The organism is Nonomuraea sp. CA-143628 (assembly GCF_050942315.1).
Classification (GTDB): domain Bacteria; phylum Actinomycetota; class Actinomycetes; order Streptosporangiales; family Streptosporangiaceae; genus Nonomuraea.
The window spans coordinates 13,556,946-13,576,765 of record NZ_CP192072.1; the positions used below are offsets into that span (position 1 = coordinate 13,556,946).

A 19,820-nucleotide genomic window follows, 5' to 3' on the forward strand; every position below is an offset into this window, starting at 1 on the left:
GGGCGGGCCGACCTTTGCCCCTGGATCACGTGATCCTTGCCGCGAAATGGTTCCGCACGGCGACATCGTCGATCGCCGCGATCTCGGTCAGCCGAGCCTCAGGACCGGGTCGCTCGGCGCGAGCAGGGACCAGCTTCGGTCGTCTCCCCAGATGGAGACCGCGTCCACGTACGGTCGCAGCAACGCTGTGACCTCCGCGTCGCCTTGGCCGGTGAGCTCGTCCTCCGCTATCTTCCGCGCGGCTCCGGCGAGGAGGTCGGCCACCTGGACGCGCGGGTCCGTGCGCGAGTCGACGAGCCGCAGGCCGGCCAGCCGGCCTTGGGCGGAATGCGCCTCCTCCAGCTCGTCGATGCGCGCCTGCGTGAGGAGGGTCTGCCGGTCGTGCACGACCGAGACGGGTCTTCCGGTTTCGCTCCAGTAGACGATGGCCTGGCTGATGGCCGGGAACAGCGGGTTCAGCGTGGGCGACCGCTCTCGGAAGGCGTCCACCTGGGATCGGGACTCCCAGAGCAGGTCCATTATTTCGCCGGCCCGGCTTCGCGGGGTGGCGCGGCGCAAGGTGTCGACCATGGCGAATACCGTTTCGACGGAGGCTCTCGGGCCCCGGCCGATATTGGTGCGCATCAGGTCGTTGAAGGAGTGCAGAAAGGCGTTCCACCTGTCGGGGCCGAACGTCTGCCCGCCCTCTCGGTAAAGGGTGTCGGCCATGGCTTCGCGGTCCTGTACGGCGAGCAGGTCGACAAGCCTGTTCATCGCGAAGAAGGTCTTGTCGATCAGATAGACGTGGGCGTTGCCGAGAAGCGGCGCCGATGGGCCGAGCAGCCATTTGAGGGCGTTCAGGTGTTTCTTACGGCGGATGATGCCCGACTTGTATTCCGTGGTTGGAGAGGGGGCTCTGCTCCGTACTTCCTGGATGCAGTCCGCCGCCGATTCGACGTCCAGTCGTACGCTCGCGTGGGCGAATACCGCGGTATTTCCCCCAATGAGCTTCTCCCCTTCTGAGCCGGACTCGTCACAGGCGATTTCGAAGGGTTGTGCCACAGTCAACTCTCTCAAATCGCCCATTGCGCCTTCAACGGGATTTCGGACCTGGTTCAGAGGTCGGGCAGCCCGAGGTCGAGGTTGGGCTGGTCGATGCCGCCGTCGACCTCCAGCACCTTTCCGGTCAGGTAGCGCCCGGCCGGCGAGACCAGGTAGAGCACCGTGGCCGCCACGTCCTCCGGCTCGCCGATCCGCTTCAACGGGGTGGACTGCTCCATCTGGGTACGCAGGTCCTCGTCGGTCATGACGATGTCCAGGGCGGAGGTGGCAACCGCGCCGACGGCGACCGCGTTGACCCGCACCTTGGGCGCCAGGTCGCGCGCGGCCAGCCGCGTGTAGTGCGTGAGCGCCGCCTTGGCGCTGCCGTACGCCAAATAGCCCCGGCCCGCCGTCCGGCCGACGGCCGAGGAGATGTTCACCACCGAGCCGCCGTTCTTCAGCAGGTGCGGCACGGCCGCCCGCGTCAGCTCGTGCGCGATTCCGACGTTGAACTGGAACGCGTTCTCAAGATGTTTCCGCGTGGTGTCGAGGAAGGCGCGGGGCATCGCCCCGCCCACGTTGTTGACGATCGCGTCCAGCCGGCCGAAGGCGTCGGCGGCCTGCTCCGCGAGCGCCTCCATGGCGCCCGGCACGCTGAGATCGGCGGGCACGATCAGTGCCCGTCTGCCCGCCTCCTCGATCTGAGCTGCGACGGTGCGCAACTGCTCCTCCGTGCGGGCGGAGATCGCCACATCCGCGCCCGCCTGGGCGAGGGCGATGGCGGTCGCCGCGCCGATGCCCCGGCCGGCGCCGGTGACGATCGCGGCGTGGCCGGTGACGCGGAAGCGGTCGAGGATCATGCCATGACCCTACGGTCGAAGTGAAACCTGTTTCAATACCAGCGCTAGAGGTGGGTCTCCAGGCCCAGGCAGAGCTCGAACACCGCCGTGAGCCGGTCGACGTCGGCGGGTGACGGCGTCTCGGGGCCGATGAGGCGGCGGACCGAGCCGATGCCCAGGAAGACCGCCGTCGCCATCCGGGCCCGCGCGTGCGCGTCCGGGCCGCCCAGGAGCGCCGCGATGGGCTCCAGCACGACGGTGTGCAGGCGCTCGCGTACGAGGGCCTGGATCTCGGGGTCGCCGGCCGAGCGTTCGAGCGAGCGCAGGATGGGGGTCTCCGGGTCGTGGCTCATGCGTTGGGCGGCGTACTCGGCCAGCCGCCTGGGCAGGCCCGCCCGGTCGCCCTCGACCACGGCGCGGACCGTCGGCTCGCCCGCCAGCACCTCGCCGAACAGGCCCGACTTGGAGCCGAAATAGCGGCCCACCAGGGCGATGTTGGCGTCCGCCGCCGAGGCGATCATGCGGACCGTCACCTGCTCATAGCCGTACTCGCCGAACAGCATGCGCGCTGCCTCCAGCAGCCGCTGGCGGGTGGCCGCACGATCGCGCGGCCGGGCATCCGTCAACTGCGCTTCCATGGCTCGAACTCTACTCAGCAGACCCCACTTGCCGCGCGGCTAGTAAACGGGCGTATACTCGCCGAGGAGAAAACGGTAAGAAGGGGATGTGGTGTCTTGGTAGCCCAGACACAGGCCGCGGCCCCCGCGAGGCGGCATTACACCCACCGCGAAATCCTCGAGGTCATGTCCGGGCTCATGCTCGCCATGCTCACCTCGATGATCTCGACGTCGGTGGTTGGCACGGCACTGCCGACGATCGTGGGAGAACTCGGCGGCCAGGACCAGTATTCGTGGGTGGCGTCGGCGACCATGCTGACGATGACGGTCTCCACGCCGTTGTGGGGCAAGCTGTCCGACCTCTGGGGCCGGAAGCTGCTGTTCCAGAGCGCCTTGGGACTGTTCGTCGCGGCGTCGCTCGTGGCCGGTCTGTCGCAGAACATCGGGCAGCTCATCGCGGCGCGCGCCATACAAGGTCTGGGTGTGGGCGGCCTGTCGGCCCTCGCTCAGGTGATCCTCGGCGACATCGTGTCGCCGAGGGAGCGCGGCCGCTACTCGGGATACATGGGGGCCGTCTTCGGCATCTCCACCGTCGCCGGGCCGCTGCTCGGCGGGTTCATCGTGGACACCGACTGGCTCGGCTGGCGCTGGTGCTTCTACGTGGTCGTCCCATTCGCGGTGATCGCGTTCGCGGTGATCCAGCGGGTGCTGAAGCTGCCCAAGGTACGGCGCAACACCTCCATCGACATCTGGGGCGCCACCACCATCACGGCCAGCGCGAGCGGGTTGATGCTGCTGCTGACGCTGGGCGGCACGGAGTTCGAGTGGAACTCCTTCTGGACCTACGCCCTGGGGGCCTTCAGCCTGCTCATGCTGGCCCTGGCGGTGCTGTCCGAGCGCACGGCCCGCAACCCGATCCTGCCGCCCAGGCTGTTCAGGAACCCGACGTTCGTGCTCACCAGCATCGCCTCGCTGTTCGTCGGCATGGCGATGTTCGGCGCGATGATCTACCTGCCGCAGTATCTGCAGATCGTCAAGGGGCTGAGCCCCACCGAGTCGGGGCTGATGACGCTGCCCATGGTGGTGGCGTTGTTCCTGGCCGGTGTGATCTCCGGGAAGATCGTCACCCAGACCGGCCGGTGGAAGATCTTCCCGGTGGCGGGCCTGCTGATCGTGGCCGCGGGACTGTTCCTGCTGTCGCGGCTGCACGTGGAGTCGAGCCAGTGGCTCATCGGGTTCGACGTGGGCGTCCTGGGGATCGGGCTCGGCCTGTCGATGCAGATGCTCATCCTGGCCGCGCAGAACGGCTCCGAGGTGCGTGACATGGCCTCCACCACGGCGGGCGTCTCGTTCTTCCGCTCACTCGGCGGCGCCGTGGGTGTGGCCGCGTTCGGCGCGATCCTCACCAACCGCCTCAAGAACGAGATGGCCGACATGCTGCGGGCCGCGCACATCGCGCTACCCGGCGGCTCCTCGCCCAAGCTGGGCAGCCCCAGCTCCATCCAGGCGCTGCCCGGGCCGATCAAGCACATCGTGCTTGAAGCCTTCACCCGCGGCCTGGAGACCGTCTTCATCGTCGGCGTGCCGATCGCGCTGCTCGGCTTCGTGGCGACGCTCTTCCTCAAGGAGCTGCCGCTCAGGGGCGGCGCGGCCCCCGCGCCGGAGCCCAAGCCGCTCAGCAAGGACGATCTGGTCCTGGCCGGGCTGCTGCTGGAGCTCATCGCCCAGCGGATCGAGCGGGCCACCGACCAGCCGTCCGCGCTGCTGTCCGCGGTCGCCAGGATGGCGCCGCCCGATGACCGTACAGAACGGGAGCGCGCCAGATCGGTCGCCCAGAGCGTGCTGCGTCCCACCTCACGCGCTCTGATCGCGCAGGCCGCGCCACCGCGGAAAGACCTCGTCACAGGAGGAGTTTCAGCATGATTCGTAAGTTCGTGGGCGCCGTCGCGGCCGCCCTGGCCCTCATGGCCGGGCTCTGGCTGATGATCGCCCCGTTCGCCCTCGGCACCCAGCCGGAGAACGCCGACTGGACCGACCCGACCACATCCGAGTTCTTCACCGGCCTGGGCGTCGCCGTCGTCGGGCTCATCGGCGTGGCCGCCTTCGCCGCCGCCATCCACGAGGAGCTCGTGGTGCGGGGCCTGGTGGCCGTACGACAGAAGCAGGCCGAGCCGGAGCCCGAGCCGGTGGCGGCCGCGCCGCAGGCGTCGTCCGCGGAGCTGGCGAGCCTGCTCGCCCCGCTCGTCGAGGCGCTGCGTGAGGACCTGAACACCGCCGGACGCGGCGGCGGCGAACACCGCCAGAACGGCAAGGCCGCCCTGGTGGGAGTGGAGGACAACCGATGAAGGCGAAAATGGGCGTCTCCGCCCTCATCCTGCTGTTCCTGGCCGGCGTGTGGCTGATCGCGGCGCCGTTCGCGGTGGGCTACCAGCCCAGAGGCGCGGCCTACGCCGACGCGACGGTCAACGACCTGTGGGTCGGCGGCGGGCTGGCCGGCCTCTCGTTCGTCGCCCTCGTGATCTACGCGGCCGACGCGCTGCGCGAGCTGGCCGGCCGCGGCAAGCACGTCGCCGACGGCTGACGTGCGAGGCGTGCCGTGTTCGGCGAGAGCACAGACGACCGGTGGGAGCCCCTGGTAGGCAAGCTCCCCAGCGGGCAGTTCGAGATCGGCAAGGACGGCACCGGGCTGCTGGTGGTCGGCTTCGACGGATCGGGCCCGAGCCGCAACGCGCTCGCGTACGCGGCCGGGCTCGCCCGGCGGGACAACGCCGCGCTGCTCATCGCGTTCGTGGAGACCCTCACCAGCGCCACGCTGTGGTTCTTCGCGGGCGCGCCGATCATCCCCGACTCGGCCGGGGACCTGACCGAGGATCTGCGGACGGAGCTGAGCGGGGTGGGGGTTCCGTGGCGGTTCGTCATGGTACGTGGAGACACCGCGCGGGAGCTGGAGACGCTCGCCGCCTCCTGCATGGCCGACGCCATCGTGGTGGGCCGGTCCCGCTCCACGTGGCACACCTTCGGCGGCTCGGTGGCCGTGGGGCTGGCCAAGCGTGCGCGCCGTACCGTCCTGATCGTGCCTTGACCTCGTAGGACGTCGCGTAGTGTGGCCGCATGAAACGTACTGCCGCTGCCTTTGTGGTGTTCGCGTCAGTTTCGTGCGGTGGGCAGGCGCCGGTCGCCTCACAAGAGGGACCCCAGCAGCCCCCGGCCGACGCTCAGGCCGCCGGGGCTCAGACCCAGCCGCCCGTGCCCGCGACGCCCACCCCGACGGCGAAGACCGCCTCGCCCAAGCCCGCGGAGCCGCCCAGGTTCAGTGCCAAGGTCGCCAAGGTCTCCCGCGCCCGGCTGCCCTACTCGTGGAAACCCGGCTGCCCGGTCTCCTACCAGGACCTGCGCCTGATCACGATGACCTACTGGGGCTTCGACGACAAGGCGCACACCGGCGAGCTGGTCGTGCGCAAGACGGTCACCGGCGACGTCGTCAAGGTCTTCGGGAAGCTGTACGCCATGCGCTACCCGATCAAGCAGATGCGGCTCGTCGACGTCTACAAGGGCGACGACTACGACTCCATCGACGCCGACAACACCTCGGCCTTCAACTGCCGCGCGGCCACCGGGTCCAGCAACTGGTCCAACCACGCCTTCGGCGAGGCGATCGACATCAACCCGCGCGAGAACCCGTACGTCACCGCGAGCGGCGGCACCGCCCACCCGAACGCCAAGAAGTTCGCCAAGCGCCCGGCGAAGGGCGAAGGCGTGATCAACGCGGGTGACCGGGTTGTCAAGGTCTTCTCCTCGGTGGGCTGGGGCTGGGGCGGCGAGTGGTCGGGCACCAGGGACTATCAGCACTTCAGTCGTAACGGCCGATGAGGGCGTCAGCCTGACAGAATCAAGTCATGGCGGCTAAGGACGGCGACGGTTGGACCCAGTGCGCCCGAGGGCACCGGCACTGGGGGCTGCACGGGGCTTCGGGGCTCCTGGCCGTACACCATGACGAGCGCGGCGTTCCATACGTGCTCATGCAGAAGCGCTCATGGTGGAGCCACCACGGCGGCACGTGGGGGCTGCCGGGAGGCGCGCGCGACAGCCACGAGGACGCCGTGGCGACCGCGCTGCGCGAGGCGCACGAAGAGGCGTCCGTAGTCGGCGACGGCCTGCGCGTGCAGGGTGTCTACCTGGACGATCACGGCGGTTGGGCGTTCGAGACCGTGATCGCCGAGTCGGCCGAGCTGCTGGCGGCGGTGCCCGCCAACAGCGAGAGCACCGAGCTGCGCTGGGTGCCGCTGCCCGAGGTCCCGGGCAGGAAGCTGCACCCCGGCTTCGCCGAGTCGTGGGACAGGATCCAGCCGGAGCTCACCCCCGAGACGCTGGTGCTCGACGTCGCGAACATCGTCGGCGCCCGAGCCGAGCACGGTTGGTGGAAGGACCGACTCGGCGCGGCGACGCGACTGCTGGCCGAGGTGGCGACGCTGCGGCTTCGGCATCCGGTGCTCGCGCAGTGGTACCCACGGATCGTGGCGGTCGTGGAGGGCGCGGCGAAGCAGGCACCGGACATGCCCGGCATCGAAGTGGTGGCGGCGACGGACAGCGGCGACGACGCGATCGTGGACGTCGTACGGCGGGCGCGGCCGTGGGAGCGGGTGGTCGTGGTGACGGCGGACAGGGGACTCAAGGAGCGCGTCAGCGCGCTGGGAGCCAGGACGGTGGGCCCCAAATGGCTGCTGTCACAACTGGACGACTAGGACGCCGCCGATAACTGGACGCTGTCGAAGGCGGCCTTCAGACCGGTCACGTCGAGCACCCGGCGCAGCACCCCATGCACGCCCGTGAGCCCGAGCGAGCCGCCGCGCACGCCGACCTCGCGCTGGTGCTCGACCAGCACCCACAAGCCGCTGGAGTCGCAGAACGCCAGCGCGGTCGTGTCGATGACGATCGAGACGTGGCCGGCGGCGATCAGCTCGCTGAGGACCTTCCTGAGCCGAGGCGCGGTGAGCTTGTCGAGATCACCGTCGAGGCGCACATTCGCGCTGCCCTCGGCCCGGTCCACCTCAACGCTGAGATCCGCCACCTCCCGAACGTACACCGGTGTCACCGCAGCCGCTATGGTGGTGTGCGCACTGGAGGGTTCGCATAGTGGACGAGTGCAGCCGCCTTGAAAGCGGCCAGGTCAGCGATGGCCTCGTGGGTTCGAATCCCACACCCTCCGCCACACCTTCCGTTCCGAGGGCCTGTCGCCGCGGTAATCGCGTTGCGTCCCCAGGCGCTATCCCGGCAGCATCGTGGCCGGCGCCGGAACGAAGGAGAAAGTCGTGAACGAGATCCTGCTCGATGCGGTCCGCCACAACAACTGGGCGACGAAGCGGCTCGTGCGGTTCTGCCAGGATCAAGATCTCTCGGCGGAACAACTCCAGGTTCGCGGCGTCGGCACCTTCGGCGGCATCCTCGCCACCCTCCGCCACATCATCACCTCGGACGGAAGCTACGTACGGCGCCTGGGCGACGCCGAACTCGGCTGGGTCGACAGCGACGAGGACACCGATCTGCGGGAGCTCCTCGTCTGGGCGTCGGAGGCCGAGCAGCTTTGGGAGCAGGTGCTGGCCAAGCCGATCGACGTGGAACGCGTGGTCATCGTGGACAACGGAGCTCATGAGGTCCGTGCGGGCATCTTCGTGGCTCAGGCCCTCAACCACGCCAACCACCACAGGGAGCAGGTCTGCGCCATCCTGACCGGCCTCGGCATCCAGCCGCCGGACCTCCAGGCATGGGAGTACGCCTGGGACACCGGGCGGATATGGGACCGAGGCTGACTCCCCACCTGGCCTTCGTGGGGTCACCCACTCCGCACGAGACGCCGACCGTCAGGCCTGGGCAAGCACTGCTCCGATGCCCGGCCCGCACTGCTATATTCGCGGATGGTCGCCACATGGCGAGCGGTCGCGTCGCGAGCCTGACCACGTTCCTGCTGTCGGACGCGGCGTCCTTCATCACCGGCCAGACGATCGCGGTGGACGGCGGTCACACCACCGCCAACCTCGCGGTCTTCTCCTAGCGGGTGCCCTGTCCCGGAATGTTGACCCGGTAATCGATCTCAGCCGTGTGCCAAGTCATGGTCGGTCAGGCTTCGGCGAGGAGTCTCGGCAGTTCGCGCATGTTGTCGAAGACCGTGGTGTTCGGCCCTTCGAGCCACTGCGCCGGTGTGAGTCCGCCGGCGTAGCCAAGGGCGCGCATGCCGGCCGCGCGGGCTGCCTGGATCCCGTATTTGCTGTCCTCGACGACGATGCAGGCCGAGGGCGGGACGCCCATCTGCTTGGCGGCGTGCAGGAACAGGTCGGGGGCCGGTTTGCCGTGGGCGACCTCGGCGGCGCTGAAGATGCGGCCGTCGAAGTATGGGTAGATCCCGGTGCGGCCCAGGGTTTGGCGCATCGTGTCGTGGCTGCCGCCTGAAGCGACGCAGCTGGGAAGCGTGAGGACGTCGAGGACTTCGAGAATGCCGTCGACCGGAGTGAGTTCGGCATCGACTGCCGCGCGGTGGAGTTGGACGAATCTCTCGTGCCAGAGCGCGGCACGGCTCGGCCCGACTCGGGCGGCGATCTGCTCGACGTTGGAGATGGGCGACCGGCCGATGAACTTCTCGATCACCTCGGCTTCGGTCAGCGGCCAACCCAGCTCGGCGCCCAAGGTGACATGGAAGCGCACGGCTATGGGTTCGCTGTCGACGAGCACGCCGTCGCAGTCGAAGATGACGAGTTCGATTGGAGTGATCATCTGGACAGGGTAGGGAGGAGCGGTAGTTCGTGTCCGGTGCGTGATCCGATGACCGGCGCGCGGGGCGCCGGGAGCCGGGCGACGCGAGCCGAAGCATCGGCGATGCCGCGGATGAAGAGTGGAGACCCGTTGTGTTCCTGACCGGACACGAGTGGCCGGGCGATGGCAGAATGTGACCATGCGGCCACCCCGAGCGAGATTCTTCAACACCACCGGTCCCTGCGACCCGCAGCGCCACTACATCCTGCCCCCCGCGGAGCGGCTCCCGCAGGCGCGCGTGCTCATCGAGATGGACCGCTACTTCGTGCTGCACGCACCCCGGCAGACCGGGAAGACGACCGCGCTGCGCACCCTGGCGGCCGAGCTGACCGCCGAAGGCGACATCGCCGCCCTGATGCTCTCCTGCGAGCGTGCCAAGGCGGCCGGCGACGACATAGCCTGGGCGGAGTCGATCCTGCTGGACTCCCTCCGCGAAGCCGCCGCGCGGTCGGGATGGCCGGAGGAGCTGCTGCCGCCGGATCACTTGCCGCAGGTCACGCCGGGCACCCGGTTCGGTTCGGCGCTGAGCGAGTGGTGCCGCCGCTGCCCGCGCCGGGTGGTGCTGTTCCTCGACGAGTTCGACGCCGTGCAGGGCAACAGCCTGGTCAGCATCCTCAGCCAGCTGCGCGACGGTCACAACGCGCGGCCAGAAGGCCATCCGTTCCCCGTCTCCGTGGCGCTGTGCGGGTTGCGCGACCTGCGTGACTACAAGGTCGCCTCGGGCGGCGAACCCGGCCGGTCCAACCCGGCCAGCCCGTTCAACATCGTCGCCGAGTCGCTGCGCCTGGGCGACTTCACCGCCGACGAAATCGCCGAGCTGTACGACCAGCACACTCAGGCGACCGGCCAGGAATTCACCAAGGACGCGGTGGACCGGGTCTTCGAGCTGACCCAGGGCCAACCGTGGCTGGTCAACGCCCTCGCCAACGAGATCATCATCAAGATGCAGGTGACCGCCAGCATCACCACCGCGCTGGCCGACGAGGCCAAGGAGCGGCTTATCCGGGCCCGCGCCACCCACCTGGACTCGCTGGCGGCCCGGCTGCACGAGCCCCGGGTCAAGCGGGTGATGGAACCGATCCTGGCCGGTGGCCTCTACACCGACCGCAGCAACTCCGACGACCTGTCCTACGCCCGTGATCTGGGCCTGATCACGCAGAAACCTCCGCCGCAGGTGGCCAACCCGATCTACCGGGAGGTCATCCTGCGCGTGCTGGGCGACCTGACGGAACAGAACATCCACGCCGACCCGCACAGCTTCGTACTGCCCGACGGCCGGTTCGACCTGCCACGCCTCCTGGAGGAGTTCGTCGTGTTCTGGCGCGAACACGGCGAAGTCCTCATACAGCAGGAGGGATACCACGAGGCCGCCTGCCAGATCATCCTCATGGCCTTCCTGCACCGCCTGGTCAACGGCGGCGGCTATCTCGACCGCGAGTACGCCGCATGTACCAAACGCCTGGACGTCCTGGTCCGCTGGCCCTACACCGGCCCCGAAGGCGAACGACTGATGCAACGCGAAGCCATGGAACTCAAGGTCTGGCGAGCCGGCGAAAAAGACCCGAAGCCCGACGGCCTCACGCAGCTCGACCGCTACCTGGACCGGCTCACCCTCTCCACCGGCGCGCTGGTGATCTTCGACCGGCGCCCCGAAGCTCCACCCTGGAAGGAACGCGGCGGATTCGCGCAGGCGACCACACCGTCCGGCCGCCAAGTCACCGTTCTGCGCGTGTGACGGGCGGCGGCCGGGCAAAGGTCCCCCGCGTTCACTCCCCCTGAGCGGCGAATCCGTCACCGACGCAGGCGGCCAAGTGCAGGTAGGCCTCCCTGGTCGGTTCCTGGAGCCGGTCGAGGTCGATCTCCGCGCCTTCCTCCAGATGCGGGTCGTACGGCACGCGGATCACCGCGCGGCACCGCGCCGCGAAGTGGGCCTCCAGCTTGGAGATGTCGACCGCCGACTTCGAGCGCGGCCGGACGCTGCAGAGCACCACGGTCGCCTCCCTGACCAGGTTGCCGTAGTGGTGCGCCTCCAGCCAGTCGAGCGTCGCCGACGCGGCCCTGGCACCATCCACGGACGGCGAGCTGACCAGCACGATCTGGTCGGCGAGGCCGAGCACGCCGCCCATGGCCGAATGGAGCAGGCCGGTGCCGCAGTCGGTGATGCAGATCGAGTAGAAGTTCTCCAGCACCTGTGAGACGGCCTGGTAATCGGCACCGCTGAACGCCTCGGACACCGACGGGTCACGGTCCGACGCGAGCACCTCCAGCCGCGAAGGCGCCTGCGAGGTGAACGCCCTGATGTCCACGTACCTCTTGACCTGGTCGCTCTCGTTGAGCAGGTCGCGTACGGTCGCCGAGGTCTCCAACGTGAGCTTGTCGGACAGCGTCCCGCGGTCGGGGTTCGCGTCGACCGCGATCACCCGGTCGCCGCGCATCGCGGCGAGGGTGGCGCCCAGGCCGACCGTGGTCGTGGTCTTGCCCACACCGCCCTTGAGACTCAGTACGGCCACGCGGTGGTGACCGGTGGCGACCGGGGTGCGGGCCCTGGTCAGCAGCTCGCGGCGGCGGCGGACCTCTGGCGGTTCGCCCGGCTTGATCCAGCCGCCCGACGCCTTGTAGATCAGCCGGCGCCAGCCCTTGGAGGGGGCGTTGCGGCGGCCGCGCAGAAGCGACTCGGGGTCGAGGCTGTCGGCCGTGGGCCTGCCGGTGATCGGGGGGCGGGGTGGGGCGTTGAAGACCGGTACGGGGGCGGGGCGGCGGCGCGGAGCGGGGGGCTCTGGCTCTTCGAAGGTGCGCGGCTGCGGCTCTTCGAAGGTGCGCGGCTGCTCGTAGGCGCGGTCCTGGTCGTAGGAGCGCGGCTGGTCCCATGAGCGGTCCTGCTCGTGGGAACGGTCCCGCTCGAAGGAACGCTCAGGCTCATGGGAGCGGTCCTGCTCGTAGGCGCGGTCCCGTTCGTACGGCTTCGGCTCGTCGAACAGCCGGGACGGCGGCTTCGTCTCGTCGAACAGCCGGGACGGCGGCTTCGTCTCGTCGAAAGCGCGAGGGGGCGGCTCGTCGAGGGTCCGCGGCTCCTCGAAGGCGCGTGACTCCTCGAAAGCGCGCGGCTGTGACGGCTGGTCGAGGGCCGACGGCTTGTCCAGAGCCGACGGCTTGTCGAAGGCGGACGGCTGGTCGACGGCCGGGGGCTTCTCGGCGGCCGGTGGCTTGTCGAAGCTCAGCGGCAGATCGAAGCTCAGCGGCTTGTCCAAGCCCGGCTTGTTGAAGAGCGGCTTTTCGGACGCGGGCTTGTCGAAGGCCGGCGAGTCGAACGCGGGCGGGTCGAACGCGGGCGGCGTGTCGAAGTTCAGCGACTTGTCGAAGGTCAGCGGGACCTCCAGCCGTGGCTCCGTGGCGTCCTCCGCGGGCGGCGGCTCGAAGGCGCCTTGGGAAGACTCCTCGGCCTTCTCGGCCGGGCGCGGCTCTTCGGACGTCTCCGTCGGGCGCGACCACTCCGGCGGCACGGGCCAGGCGGACTTCGTCTCCTCCTCCGCCTCCTCGACCACCGGCTTCTTCGCCGGCTCCGGGTACGACAGCAGCGAGTAGGCGTCGGTGTCGTCGGGCCGGGGCAGCGGCTTGAGCGGCAGGAACCCGTCGTCGGCCTTGCCCAGGCTCATCGGTGGCGAGACGGGCTGGGCGTCGTCCTTCGTGCCGATGTCCTGCTTGCCGAAGTCCTTCGTACCGATGTCCTGCTTGCCGAAGTCCTTCGTACCGAGATCCTTCGTGCCGGACGGCGGGCTCCCCCCGTCGGCGAGGTCCTCCGCGGGCGTCGTGCCGTACACCGAGTCGACCGCGGCCCTGAACAGCGGCGTCGGCGTCTCGTGTTGGGACGGCACCGAGAGCCAAGGGTCCTGGGGGTACGGCGAAGCGACGGAGTCCTCCGAGGCAGAGGCGCTGACCGAGATCGGAGCCTCTTCCGTCTCCTTGATCGCGTCCAGCCAGGCCAGCTGTTCCTCGAGAGATTCCTCTCGATCGTGTCTTGCCACCGTGTTTCTCCCCCTGGTGGGTGTAAAGGGGCAGCAAATACATTGCAGGTTAACGCCATGACTCGCGGCAGTGGTCGCCAACCTATAACTTCCTTGCCCGGCTACGGTGATTGCATGCGAGCCATCGAGATCACCAGGCCCGGAGCACCAGAGGTTCTGGAGTGGCGCGAGGTGCCGGATCCGCGTCCTGACCGGGGCGAAGTCCTCATCGAGGTGACGGCCGCCGGGGTCAACCGGGCCGACCTCCTCCAACGTCAAGGATTTTACGATCCGCCGCCCGGCGCGCCTCCGTACCCGGGTCTGGAGGTCTCCGGCGTGGTGGTCGAAATCGGCGAGGATGTGGAGCATGTCACGCCGGGTGATGAAGTGTGCGCGCTGCTGGCCGGGGGCGGCTACGCCGAGCGGGTGGCCGTGCCGTGGCAGCAGGTGATGCCCGCGCCCGAGGGCGTACGGCTGGTCGAGGTGGCCGGGCTGCCCGAGGTGGCGTGCACGGTCTGGTCCAACGTGTTCATGACCGCCCGGCTGCGGCGCAGCGAGACGCTGCTGGTGCACGGCGGGGCGAGCGGGATCGGGACGTTCGCGATCCAGCTGGCCAAGGCGTTCGGGTCACGGGTGGCCGCGACGGCCGGGTCGGCGGCGAAGCTGGAGCGCCTCAAGGAGCTGGGCGCCGACGAGACGGTCGACTACCACGAGGAGGACTTCGCCGAGCGGGTGGCGGCCGATGTGATCCTCGACATCATCGGCGCCAAATACCTGTCCAGAAATATCCGGGCACTCCGTACGGGCGGCCGATTGGTGATCATCGGGCTGCAGGGCGGCGCCAAGGCCGAGATCGATCTGGGCGCCCTGATGGCCAAGCGGGCGGCCGTCCACGGCTCCACGCTGCGCGCCCGCCCGGCCGATGAGAAGGGCGTCATCGTACGCGGCGTCGTCGACAACGTATGGCCGCTGATCAGCGCGGGAGCGGTACGCCCCGTGGTGTACGCGGAGGTGCCCATGGCGGAGGCCGCGGAGGCGCACCGAATGATGGAATCGGGAGAGCACATCGGCAAAATCCTGCTAGTACGGTGAGTGTTATGAATGCTGAGGACAACAACACCCCCCACATCGTGGTGGTGGGCCCGGACTTCCAGGGTCAGGGTGATAACGGCGAGGATGAGCGCTCGGTGACGAACCTCGTCGAGCAGCCCGCCAAGGTGATGCGCATCGGCAGCATGATCCGGCAGCTTCTCGAAGAGGTCCGGGCGGCTCCTCTCGACGAGGCCAGCCGTAAGCGGTTGAAGGAGATCCACGAGTCGTCCATCAAGGAGCTCGAGGACGGCCTGGCCCCCGAGCTGGTAGACGAGCTCGAACGGCTGTCACTGCCTTTCACCGACGAGAACGGCACGCCGCCCAGCGAGGCCGAGCTGCGCATCGCGCACGCCCAGCTGGTGGGCTGGCTCGAAGGCTTGTTCCACGGCATCCAGACGACGCTGTTCGCGCAGCAGATGGCGGCGCGCGCCCAGTTGGAGCAGATGCGCAGGGCGCTGCCCGGCGTGCCCCACGGTGACGACTCGCAGCGGCCGCACGGCGGCTCGGGCCCCTACCTGTAAAGCTCTTCGATTACGAGCGCGACACCGTCGTCGTTGTTGGCCGCCGTCACATGGTCCACGGCGGCCAGTACGTCAGGGTGCGCGTTGGCGACCGCGTAGGACGTACCGGCCCAGCCCAGCATGGGCAGGTCGTTCGGCATGTCACCGAACGCCACCACCTGTGATGGCTTGATCGCGTAGCTTTCGGCGAGCGCGGCCAGGGCGGTGGCCTTTGTCACACCGTGGGCGCTCATCTCGATCAGCCCTCGGCCGCTGGAGTGCGTGGGGGTCACCAGGTGTCCCACGAGCCCGCACACGGCCTCGTGCAGCGGGTCGGGAGCCATGTCCGGGTGCAGGGCCAGCAGTTTGGCGCAGGGTCGTGAGGTCAGCGTCGCCGCGCCGACGCGCAGACCGCCGATCGCCTTGCTGTCCCAACCGCCGAGTGGGAAATCGGACTCGTGCGCAAAACCACCTTCATACTCGACCGAAAATGCGAGTTCGGGCACGTTCGCTCTTAGCTGAGCGACGACTTGCTCGAGTACCTCGACCGTGATGAGGTGAGATTCCACTATCTGTTCGGTATGCAGATCGTAGATCAACGCACCGTTTGCACAGATTGCCAACCCTCGGTGACGCACCGCACCCGCCACACTGCTCATCCATCTAGGCGGGCGACCCGTGACGAACACGAGGACGGCACCAGTTTCTTCGACTCTCGCGAACGCCGCTGCCGTACGGGGAGAGACGGTTCCGTCGGTCCGCAGAGCGGTTCCGTCGAGGTCGGTGGCCACAAGACGCGGCGTTGCAAGGCTTCGCATAACAGGTTCCAGTTTGCCCGGTCATGCCGCCGGCCAGAAATCTTCCTAGGGACGGGAACACCAACGCGCCAGAATGGTGTTAGATGTGATGGCGTTGTATTAGCTGATCCCGTAGTGAAAACCAGCATGACTTTGTCTGAGCCACCCCGGGTGCTTGCTGTACGACACACCGGGACTCGCGAGGTGCGGGTCCCATAGATTCACATCCTGAGGGAGAGCTTTTATGGCTCAGGGAACCGTCAAGTGGTTCAACGCCGAGAAGGGCTTCGGCTTCATCGCCCCGGACGGCGGTGCGCCGGACGTGTTCGTGCACTTCTCCGAGATCGTCGGCAACGGCTACCGCAGCCTTGAAGACGGCCAGCGGGTCGAGTTCGAGATCACGCAGGGACAGAAGGGGCCCCAGGCCTCGCAGGTCCGTGCCATCTGACCTGTAGCAGCGAGACAGACCGGGGTTCGCTTCCAGCGGGCCTCGGTCTTTCGCGTTTCTGGGCCCCGACACGCGCTGTGGTGACAGCCCGGTCACAGGTGTGACTCAACTCACACAGCGGTCGAACCTCTGATCCTTCACCGCCATCGGCCCATATATGAGGTACGCGTGGCTATGTCACCCAGCGACCTTGGTCGCCGTGTTCGTGCTGCTACTCAACGGCCGTCTGTTCAAGCGCCTCTGGCCCTGGCGCGCTCACCGGAGGAGCCTGGTGGGCCCCTCAGAGCGTCTGACAGCGCCGCTGGAGCGTCGGGCGGATCACTGGTGGCTCCAAGGGCTCTCGGAGCGTCTGGCCGGGCTTCCGGAGCGTCTGAGAGGGCTCCCCGATCGGTGGCGGGTGGCGGCGATCGTGCCGTTGGCCCTGTTCGCCGTGGCGGCGGCCGCTGAACCGCCTTCCGTGGTCGACTCCGTACAGGTGGACGGAGATCAGATCATCGTGCTGATCGCCGGCCGCGATCAGGGCTCCCCCACAGGGATCTCCTCCGTGGACGGCGGGGTCACCTGGTCCGCGTACTACGGCCGACAGGTGCGGCCGCCGCAGACCGCCGCCTGCGTGCCCGGACAGGCCCAGCGGTGCTACCGGGTGCTTCCCGGGCGGCCGGCGGTCGCCGAGTCCGACGACGGGGGCAAGACGTGGCGCCCCTCCTGGAGCCTGTCAGATGATCAGTACGACCGCTTGGCCAGGCGGTCCACGGTCGGGCCCAGGTCCCTGGCACTGGCCGTACAGGCTCGGCCCGGCGGTCATGTCGTGGTCGTCGCCGACGGGCTCGACGGCGTGCTCGTACGGGACGTAGCAGGAACGTGGCGGCGGGTGGGATGGCCGGAGCCGCTCGCGTTCGCCGGGGACGAGACGGCGAACCTGGACCCCGAACAGCGCGTGGCGCTGGTCCTCGCCGCCCTGATGCTGCTCGGCGCCGTCGGGACGGGGATGCGGCGGCTCGGCGGCGTCTACGCCGTGTCCGCGTTGGTGGTGTGCGTGGGGCTGTACGCCATGCTCGGCGCGGACCGCGATCCGGCGGCCGGCGTGACAGCGCTCGGGGCCATGGTGTGCTTCCTCGTCGCCATCGCCGGGCAGGCCAGGGGTGTGACGGTGGCCGTCGGGTTCGGGGCGGCGCCGCTGGTGTACGCGGCTGTGTACATGCCCTTCTACGGCTGGGCCCACGGGATGCCGGGCTCGTACGCCGTGGCGGTGGGGGCCGCTGTCGTCATGACGGCGGGAGTGGTGGCGGCGAGCGGCGCGCTCATCAGACGCGACCTCCATCGCCGCACGGCCACCTACTCACCGCTGGAACCGACTCAGGCGCCTTGAGACCGGCTCAGACGCTTTGAGACCGGCTCAGACGCGGACCGCCTGAGCCGGTACAGGCGTCTACTTGGGTGGCTCCAGGACGTCGAGGCCGACATACGGGCGCAGTGCCTCGGGCACCACGACCGAGCCGTCGGCCTGCTGGTGGTTCTCCAGGATCGCGACCATCCAGCGGGTGGTCGCCAGCGTGCCGTTGAGCGTCGCCAGGTGCTGCGGCTTGCCGTCCTTGTCGCGGTAACGCACGCCCAGCCGACGGGCCTGGAACTCGGTGCAGTTGGACGTGGAGGTCAGCTCGCGGTAGCGCCCCTGAGTGGGGATCCACGCCTCGCAGTCGAACTTGCGGGCCGCCGACATCCCCAGGTCTCCGGCCGCCGTGTCGATGACGCGGTAGGGCACCTCGATCTTGGCGAGCATGTCCCGCTCCCAGGCGAGCAGCCGCTGGTGCTCCTCGCGCGCGTCCTCAGGACGTACGTAGGAGAACATCTCCACCTTGTCGAACTGGTGGACACGGATGATCCCGCGGGTGTCCTTGCCATAGGAGCCGGCCTCCCGGCGGAAGCACGACGACCAGCCCGCGTAGCGGAGCGGCAGCTCGCCGCCGCCCAGGATCTCTTGGGCATGGTAGCCCGCCAGCGCCACCTCCGAGGTGCCGACCAGGTAGAGGTCGTCCTCGGGGAGACGGTAGATCTCCTTGTCGTGGGCCACGTGGAAGCCGGTGCCCTGCATGGTCTCCGGCTTGACCAGCACCGGAGTGATCATCGGGGTGAACCCGTTGGCGATCGCCTGCTGCATGGCCATGTTGAGCAGGCCGAGCTGCAGGCGCGCGCCGACGCCCTTGAGGAAGTAGAACCGCGAGCCGGACACCTTGGCGCCCCGCTCCATGTCGATGGCGCCGAGCAGCTCACCCAGCTCCAGGTGGTCCTTCGGCTCGAAGTCGAACACGCGGGGCTCGCCGTAGGTCTCGAGCACGACATAGTCGTCCTCGCCGCCGTGGGGCGCGTCCTCGTCGACGATGTTGGGCACCGACTGCACGAGCTCGTCGAGCTCGGCGCCCAGCGTCTCGGCCTCCGCCTCGGCGGCCTTGACCTGGCCGGCCAGGTCCTTGGCCCGCTGAAGCAGCGCGGCCTTGTCGTCGCCCTGCGCCTTGGAGACCGACTTGCCCAGACTCTTCTGCTCGGCGCGCAGGGACTCGAACGAGGTCAGCGCGGCGCGGCGGCGCTCATCGAGGTCGAGCAGCGTGTCGACGATCGAGTCGTCCTCGCCGCGGGCACGCTGCGAGGCCCGTAGCCGGTCGGGATGCTCACGAAGGGTACGCAGGTCAATCACGCATAAAGGCTACCGGCGCCCGGCCACCGCCCGCCTCAGGATTAGACGCGTCCGGCGCGGATTCGCGCCAGCCACTCGCCCGCCTCGGCGAACTCCGGGTCGGCCGTGCCCTTCTTGATCTGCGGCGCGACACCGTCGGCACGCGGGTAGCTGCCCAGGAATCGCACGTCGCCGCAGATGCGGTGCAGCCCCGAGATCGCCTCGCCCACGCGCGCGTCGGCGACGTGTCCCTCGAAGTCGAAGTGGAAGAAGTAACGGCCGATGCCGCCGCCGGTGGGCCGCGACTCGATGCGGGTCAGGTTGACCCCGCGTACGGAGAACTCCGTCAGCATCTCCAGCAGCGCGCCCGGGTGGTCGTCGGCCAGGAACACGACGAGCGTGGTGCGGTCGTAGCCGGTCGGCGCGGGCAGCTCTCCCCCACGACTCACCCGTACGAACCTCGTCACGGTGTCGTTGCGGTCGCCGATGTCGTCGGCGAGCTCCACCAGCCCGTAGTGCTCGCCCGCGATGCGCGCGGCGATGGCCGCGTCGTACGGCGAGCCGGGCAGCGCGACCTCCTGAGCCGCGGCGGCCGTCGAAGGCGCCGCCACCACGACCGCGTCGGGCAACTCCCGGGCGCAGAACGCGCGGCACTGCGTGATGGCCGCGGGATGCGTGTAGACCCGCTTGATGTGCACGATCTCGGTGTCGGGCCGGGCCAGCAGCGAGAAGCGCACCGGCAGCAGCAGCTCCGCCGTGATCAGCAGCGGCTCGCCCCAGGCGAACTCGTCGAGCGTCGTGGTGATCGCGCCCTCGATCGAGTTCTCCAGCGGGACGACCGCGCCGTCGGCCTCGCCGTTACGGACGGCGGTCAGGGCGGCGGGGACGTTGGCGCGGGGCAGACGCTCGGCTTCGGGCGCGAGGAGCCGCAGGGCCTCTTCGGTGAAGGTGCCTTCCGGTCCGAGATAGGCGAGTCTGGGCATGCTTACAGAGTATCCGCAGGTAGGCGGGTAGTGCGGACCTTTCCGTTC

General features: G+C 69.0%; 22 protein-coding genes and 1 tRNA gene. 14 read left to right on the plus strand and 9 right to left on the minus strand.

Features of this window, described 5'->3' with window-relative positions:
- Positions 1-87 precede the first annotated feature (87 nt).
- Genes ACQP2T_RS62205 through ACQP2T_RS62215 form a run of 3 tightly spaced genes read right to left on the minus strand, consistent with a single transcriptional unit; the run spans position 88 to position 2,497 of the window.
- Complete coding sequence (locus ACQP2T_RS62205; protein WP_433513964.1) at positions 88-1,041, minus strand: DUF3800 domain-containing protein; 954 nt, start codon at positions 1,039-1,041, stop codon at positions 88-90.
- A 53-nt stretch (positions 1,042-1,094) separates the two neighbouring features.
- Complete coding sequence (locus tag ACQP2T_RS62210; protein WP_433513965.1) at positions 1,095-1,880, minus strand: SDR family oxidoreductase; 786 nt, start codon at positions 1,878-1,880, stop codon at positions 1,095-1,097.
- Between the two features lie 44 nt (positions 1,881-1,924).
- Complete coding sequence (locus ACQP2T_RS62215; RefSeq protein WP_433513966.1) at positions 1,925-2,497, minus strand: TetR/AcrR family transcriptional regulator; 573 nt, start codon at positions 2,495-2,497, stop codon at positions 1,925-1,927.
- Between the two features lie 165 nt (positions 2,498-2,662).
- Here ACQP2T_RS62215 and ACQP2T_RS62220 point away from each other — a divergent pair, with 165 nt between their 5' ends.
- From ACQP2T_RS62220 to ACQP2T_RS62245, 6 genes are read left to right on the plus strand one after another with little or no spacing between them, the layout of a single operon-like run.
- Positions 2,663-4,399, plus strand: coding sequence for an MDR family MFS transporter (locus tag ACQP2T_RS62220; RefSeq protein WP_433513967.1), 1,737 nt, complete (start codon positions 2,663-2,665; stop codon positions 4,397-4,399).
- Positions 4,396-4,821, plus strand: coding sequence for a hypothetical protein (locus ACQP2T_RS62225; protein WP_357962320.1), 426 nt, complete (start codon positions 4,396-4,398; stop codon positions 4,819-4,821). The genes ACQP2T_RS62220 and ACQP2T_RS62225 overlap by 4 nt, the downstream gene beginning before the upstream one ends.
- Complete coding sequence (locus ACQP2T_RS62230) at positions 4,818-5,057, plus strand: hypothetical protein (protein ID WP_358534675.1); 240 nt, start codon at positions 4,818-4,820, stop codon at positions 5,055-5,057. Before ACQP2T_RS62225 ends, ACQP2T_RS62230 begins: the two co-directional genes overlap by 4 nt.
- A 15-nt stretch (positions 5,058-5,072) precedes the next feature.
- A complete protein-coding gene (locus ACQP2T_RS62235) occupies positions 5,073-5,558 on the plus strand; it encodes a universal stress protein (protein ID WP_357962326.1) in 486 nt (161 codons plus the stop codon).
- Positions 5,559-5,587: 29 nt separating this feature from the next.
- Positions 5,588-6,346: a M15 family metallopeptidase gene (locus ACQP2T_RS62240; protein ID WP_433513968.1), complete on the plus strand. Its 759-nt coding sequence runs from the start codon at positions 5,588-5,590 to the stop codon at positions 6,344-6,346.
- Between the two features lie 26 nt (positions 6,347-6,372).
- Positions 6,373-7,218 (plus strand): NUDIX domain-containing protein, encoded by an 846-nt coding sequence (locus tag ACQP2T_RS62245; protein WP_433513969.1) that lies wholly within the window; start codon positions 6,373-6,375, stop codon positions 7,216-7,218.
- Here ACQP2T_RS62245 and ACQP2T_RS62250 read toward each other — a convergent pair.
- On the minus strand, positions 7,215-7,544 hold the full coding sequence (locus tag ACQP2T_RS62250; protein ID WP_433513970.1) for an STAS domain-containing protein: 330 nt from the start codon (positions 7,542-7,544) through the stop codon (positions 7,215-7,217). The two genes, ACQP2T_RS62245 and ACQP2T_RS62250, sit on opposite strands and share 4 nt — an antisense overlap.
- A gap of 51 nt (positions 7,545-7,595) precedes the next feature.
- Between ACQP2T_RS62250 and ACQP2T_RS62255 the strand changes: the two genes are divergently transcribed.
- The 3 genes from ACQP2T_RS62255 (at position 7,596) to ACQP2T_RS62265 (ending at position 8,525) form a co-directional block, all read left to right on the plus strand.
- Positions 7,596-7,685: transfer RNA gene (locus ACQP2T_RS62255), tRNA-Ser, on the plus strand.
- A 100-nt stretch (positions 7,686-7,785) separates the two neighbouring features.
- The gene (locus ACQP2T_RS62260; RefSeq protein WP_433513971.1) at positions 7,786-8,283 is read left to right on the plus strand and encodes a DinB family protein; all 498 of its coding nucleotides are present in this window, start codon (positions 7,786-7,788) and stop codon (positions 8,281-8,283) included.
- A gap of 116 nt (positions 8,284-8,399) precedes the next feature.
- A complete protein-coding gene (locus ACQP2T_RS62265; protein ID WP_433513972.1) occupies positions 8,400-8,525 on the plus strand; it encodes an SDR family oxidoreductase in 126 nt (41 codons plus the stop codon).
- A 65-nt stretch (positions 8,526-8,590) separates the two neighbouring features.
- Here the strand turns inward: ACQP2T_RS62265 and ACQP2T_RS62270 are convergent, their stop codons facing one another.
- Positions 8,591-9,241: an HAD family hydrolase gene (locus ACQP2T_RS62270; protein WP_433513973.1), complete on the minus strand. Its 651-nt coding sequence runs from the start codon at positions 9,239-9,241 to the stop codon at positions 8,591-8,593.
- Between the two features lie 178 nt (positions 9,242-9,419).
- Here ACQP2T_RS62270 and ACQP2T_RS62275 point away from each other — a divergent pair, with 178 nt between their 5' ends.
- Entirely contained in the window at positions 9,420-11,015 is a 1,596-nt protein-coding gene (locus ACQP2T_RS62275; protein ID WP_433513974.1) for an AAA family ATPase, read from the plus strand.
- A 31-nt stretch (positions 11,016-11,046) separates the two neighbouring features.
- On the opposite strand, the gene ACQP2T_RS62280 is transcribed toward ACQP2T_RS62275, so the two are convergent.
- Positions 11,047-13,302, minus strand: a complete 2,256-nt coding sequence (locus ACQP2T_RS62280) for an AAA family ATPase (protein ID WP_433513975.1) — start codon at positions 13,300-13,302, stop codon at positions 11,047-11,049.
- A 114-nt stretch (positions 13,303-13,416) separates the two neighbouring features.
- On the opposite strand from ACQP2T_RS62280, the gene ACQP2T_RS62285 reads away from it, so the two are divergent.
- Both ACQP2T_RS62285 and ACQP2T_RS62290 read left to right on the plus strand, forming a co-directional pair.
- The gene (locus tag ACQP2T_RS62285) at positions 13,417-14,373 is read left to right on the plus strand and encodes an NAD(P)H-quinone oxidoreductase (RefSeq protein ID WP_433513976.1); all 957 of its coding nucleotides are present in this window, start codon (positions 13,417-13,419) and stop codon (positions 14,371-14,373) included.
- 5 nt (positions 14,374-14,378) lie between these two features.
- Positions 14,379-14,894, plus strand: a complete 516-nt coding sequence (locus ACQP2T_RS62290; protein WP_225301362.1) for a bacterial proteasome activator family protein — start codon at positions 14,379-14,381, stop codon at positions 14,892-14,894.
- Here ACQP2T_RS62290 and ACQP2T_RS62295 read toward each other — a convergent pair.
- Positions 14,885-15,691: an HAD family hydrolase gene (locus ACQP2T_RS62295; protein WP_433513977.1), complete on the minus strand. Its 807-nt coding sequence runs from the start codon at positions 15,689-15,691 to the stop codon at positions 14,885-14,887. The genes ACQP2T_RS62290 and ACQP2T_RS62295 overlap by 10 nt on opposite strands.
- 223 nt (positions 15,692-15,914) lie before the next feature.
- Between ACQP2T_RS62295 and ACQP2T_RS62300 the strand changes: the two genes are divergently transcribed.
- Both ACQP2T_RS62300 and ACQP2T_RS62305 read left to right on the plus strand, forming a co-directional pair.
- Positions 15,915-16,118, plus strand: a complete 204-nt coding sequence (locus ACQP2T_RS62300) for a cold-shock protein (protein ID WP_043619750.1) — start codon at positions 15,915-15,917, stop codon at positions 16,116-16,118.
- Positions 16,119-16,389: 271 nt separating this feature from the next.
- Complete coding sequence (locus ACQP2T_RS62305) at positions 16,390-17,487, plus strand: hypothetical protein (RefSeq protein ID WP_433513978.1); 1,098 nt, start codon at positions 16,390-16,392, stop codon at positions 17,485-17,487.
- Between the two features lie 60 nt (positions 17,488-17,547).
- On the opposite strand, the gene serS is transcribed toward ACQP2T_RS62305, so the two are convergent.
- Both serS and pheA read right to left on the minus strand, forming a co-directional pair.
- Positions 17,548-18,810, minus strand: a complete 1,263-nt coding sequence (serS, locus tag ACQP2T_RS62310; protein ID WP_433513979.1) for a serine--tRNA ligase — start codon at positions 18,808-18,810, stop codon at positions 17,548-17,550.
- A gap of 41 nt (positions 18,811-18,851) precedes the next feature.
- On the minus strand, positions 18,852-19,772 hold the full coding sequence (gene pheA / locus ACQP2T_RS62315; protein WP_433513980.1) for a prephenate dehydratase: 921 nt from the start codon (positions 19,770-19,772) through the stop codon (positions 18,852-18,854).
- Between the last annotated feature and the right edge of the window lie 48 nt (positions 19,773-19,820).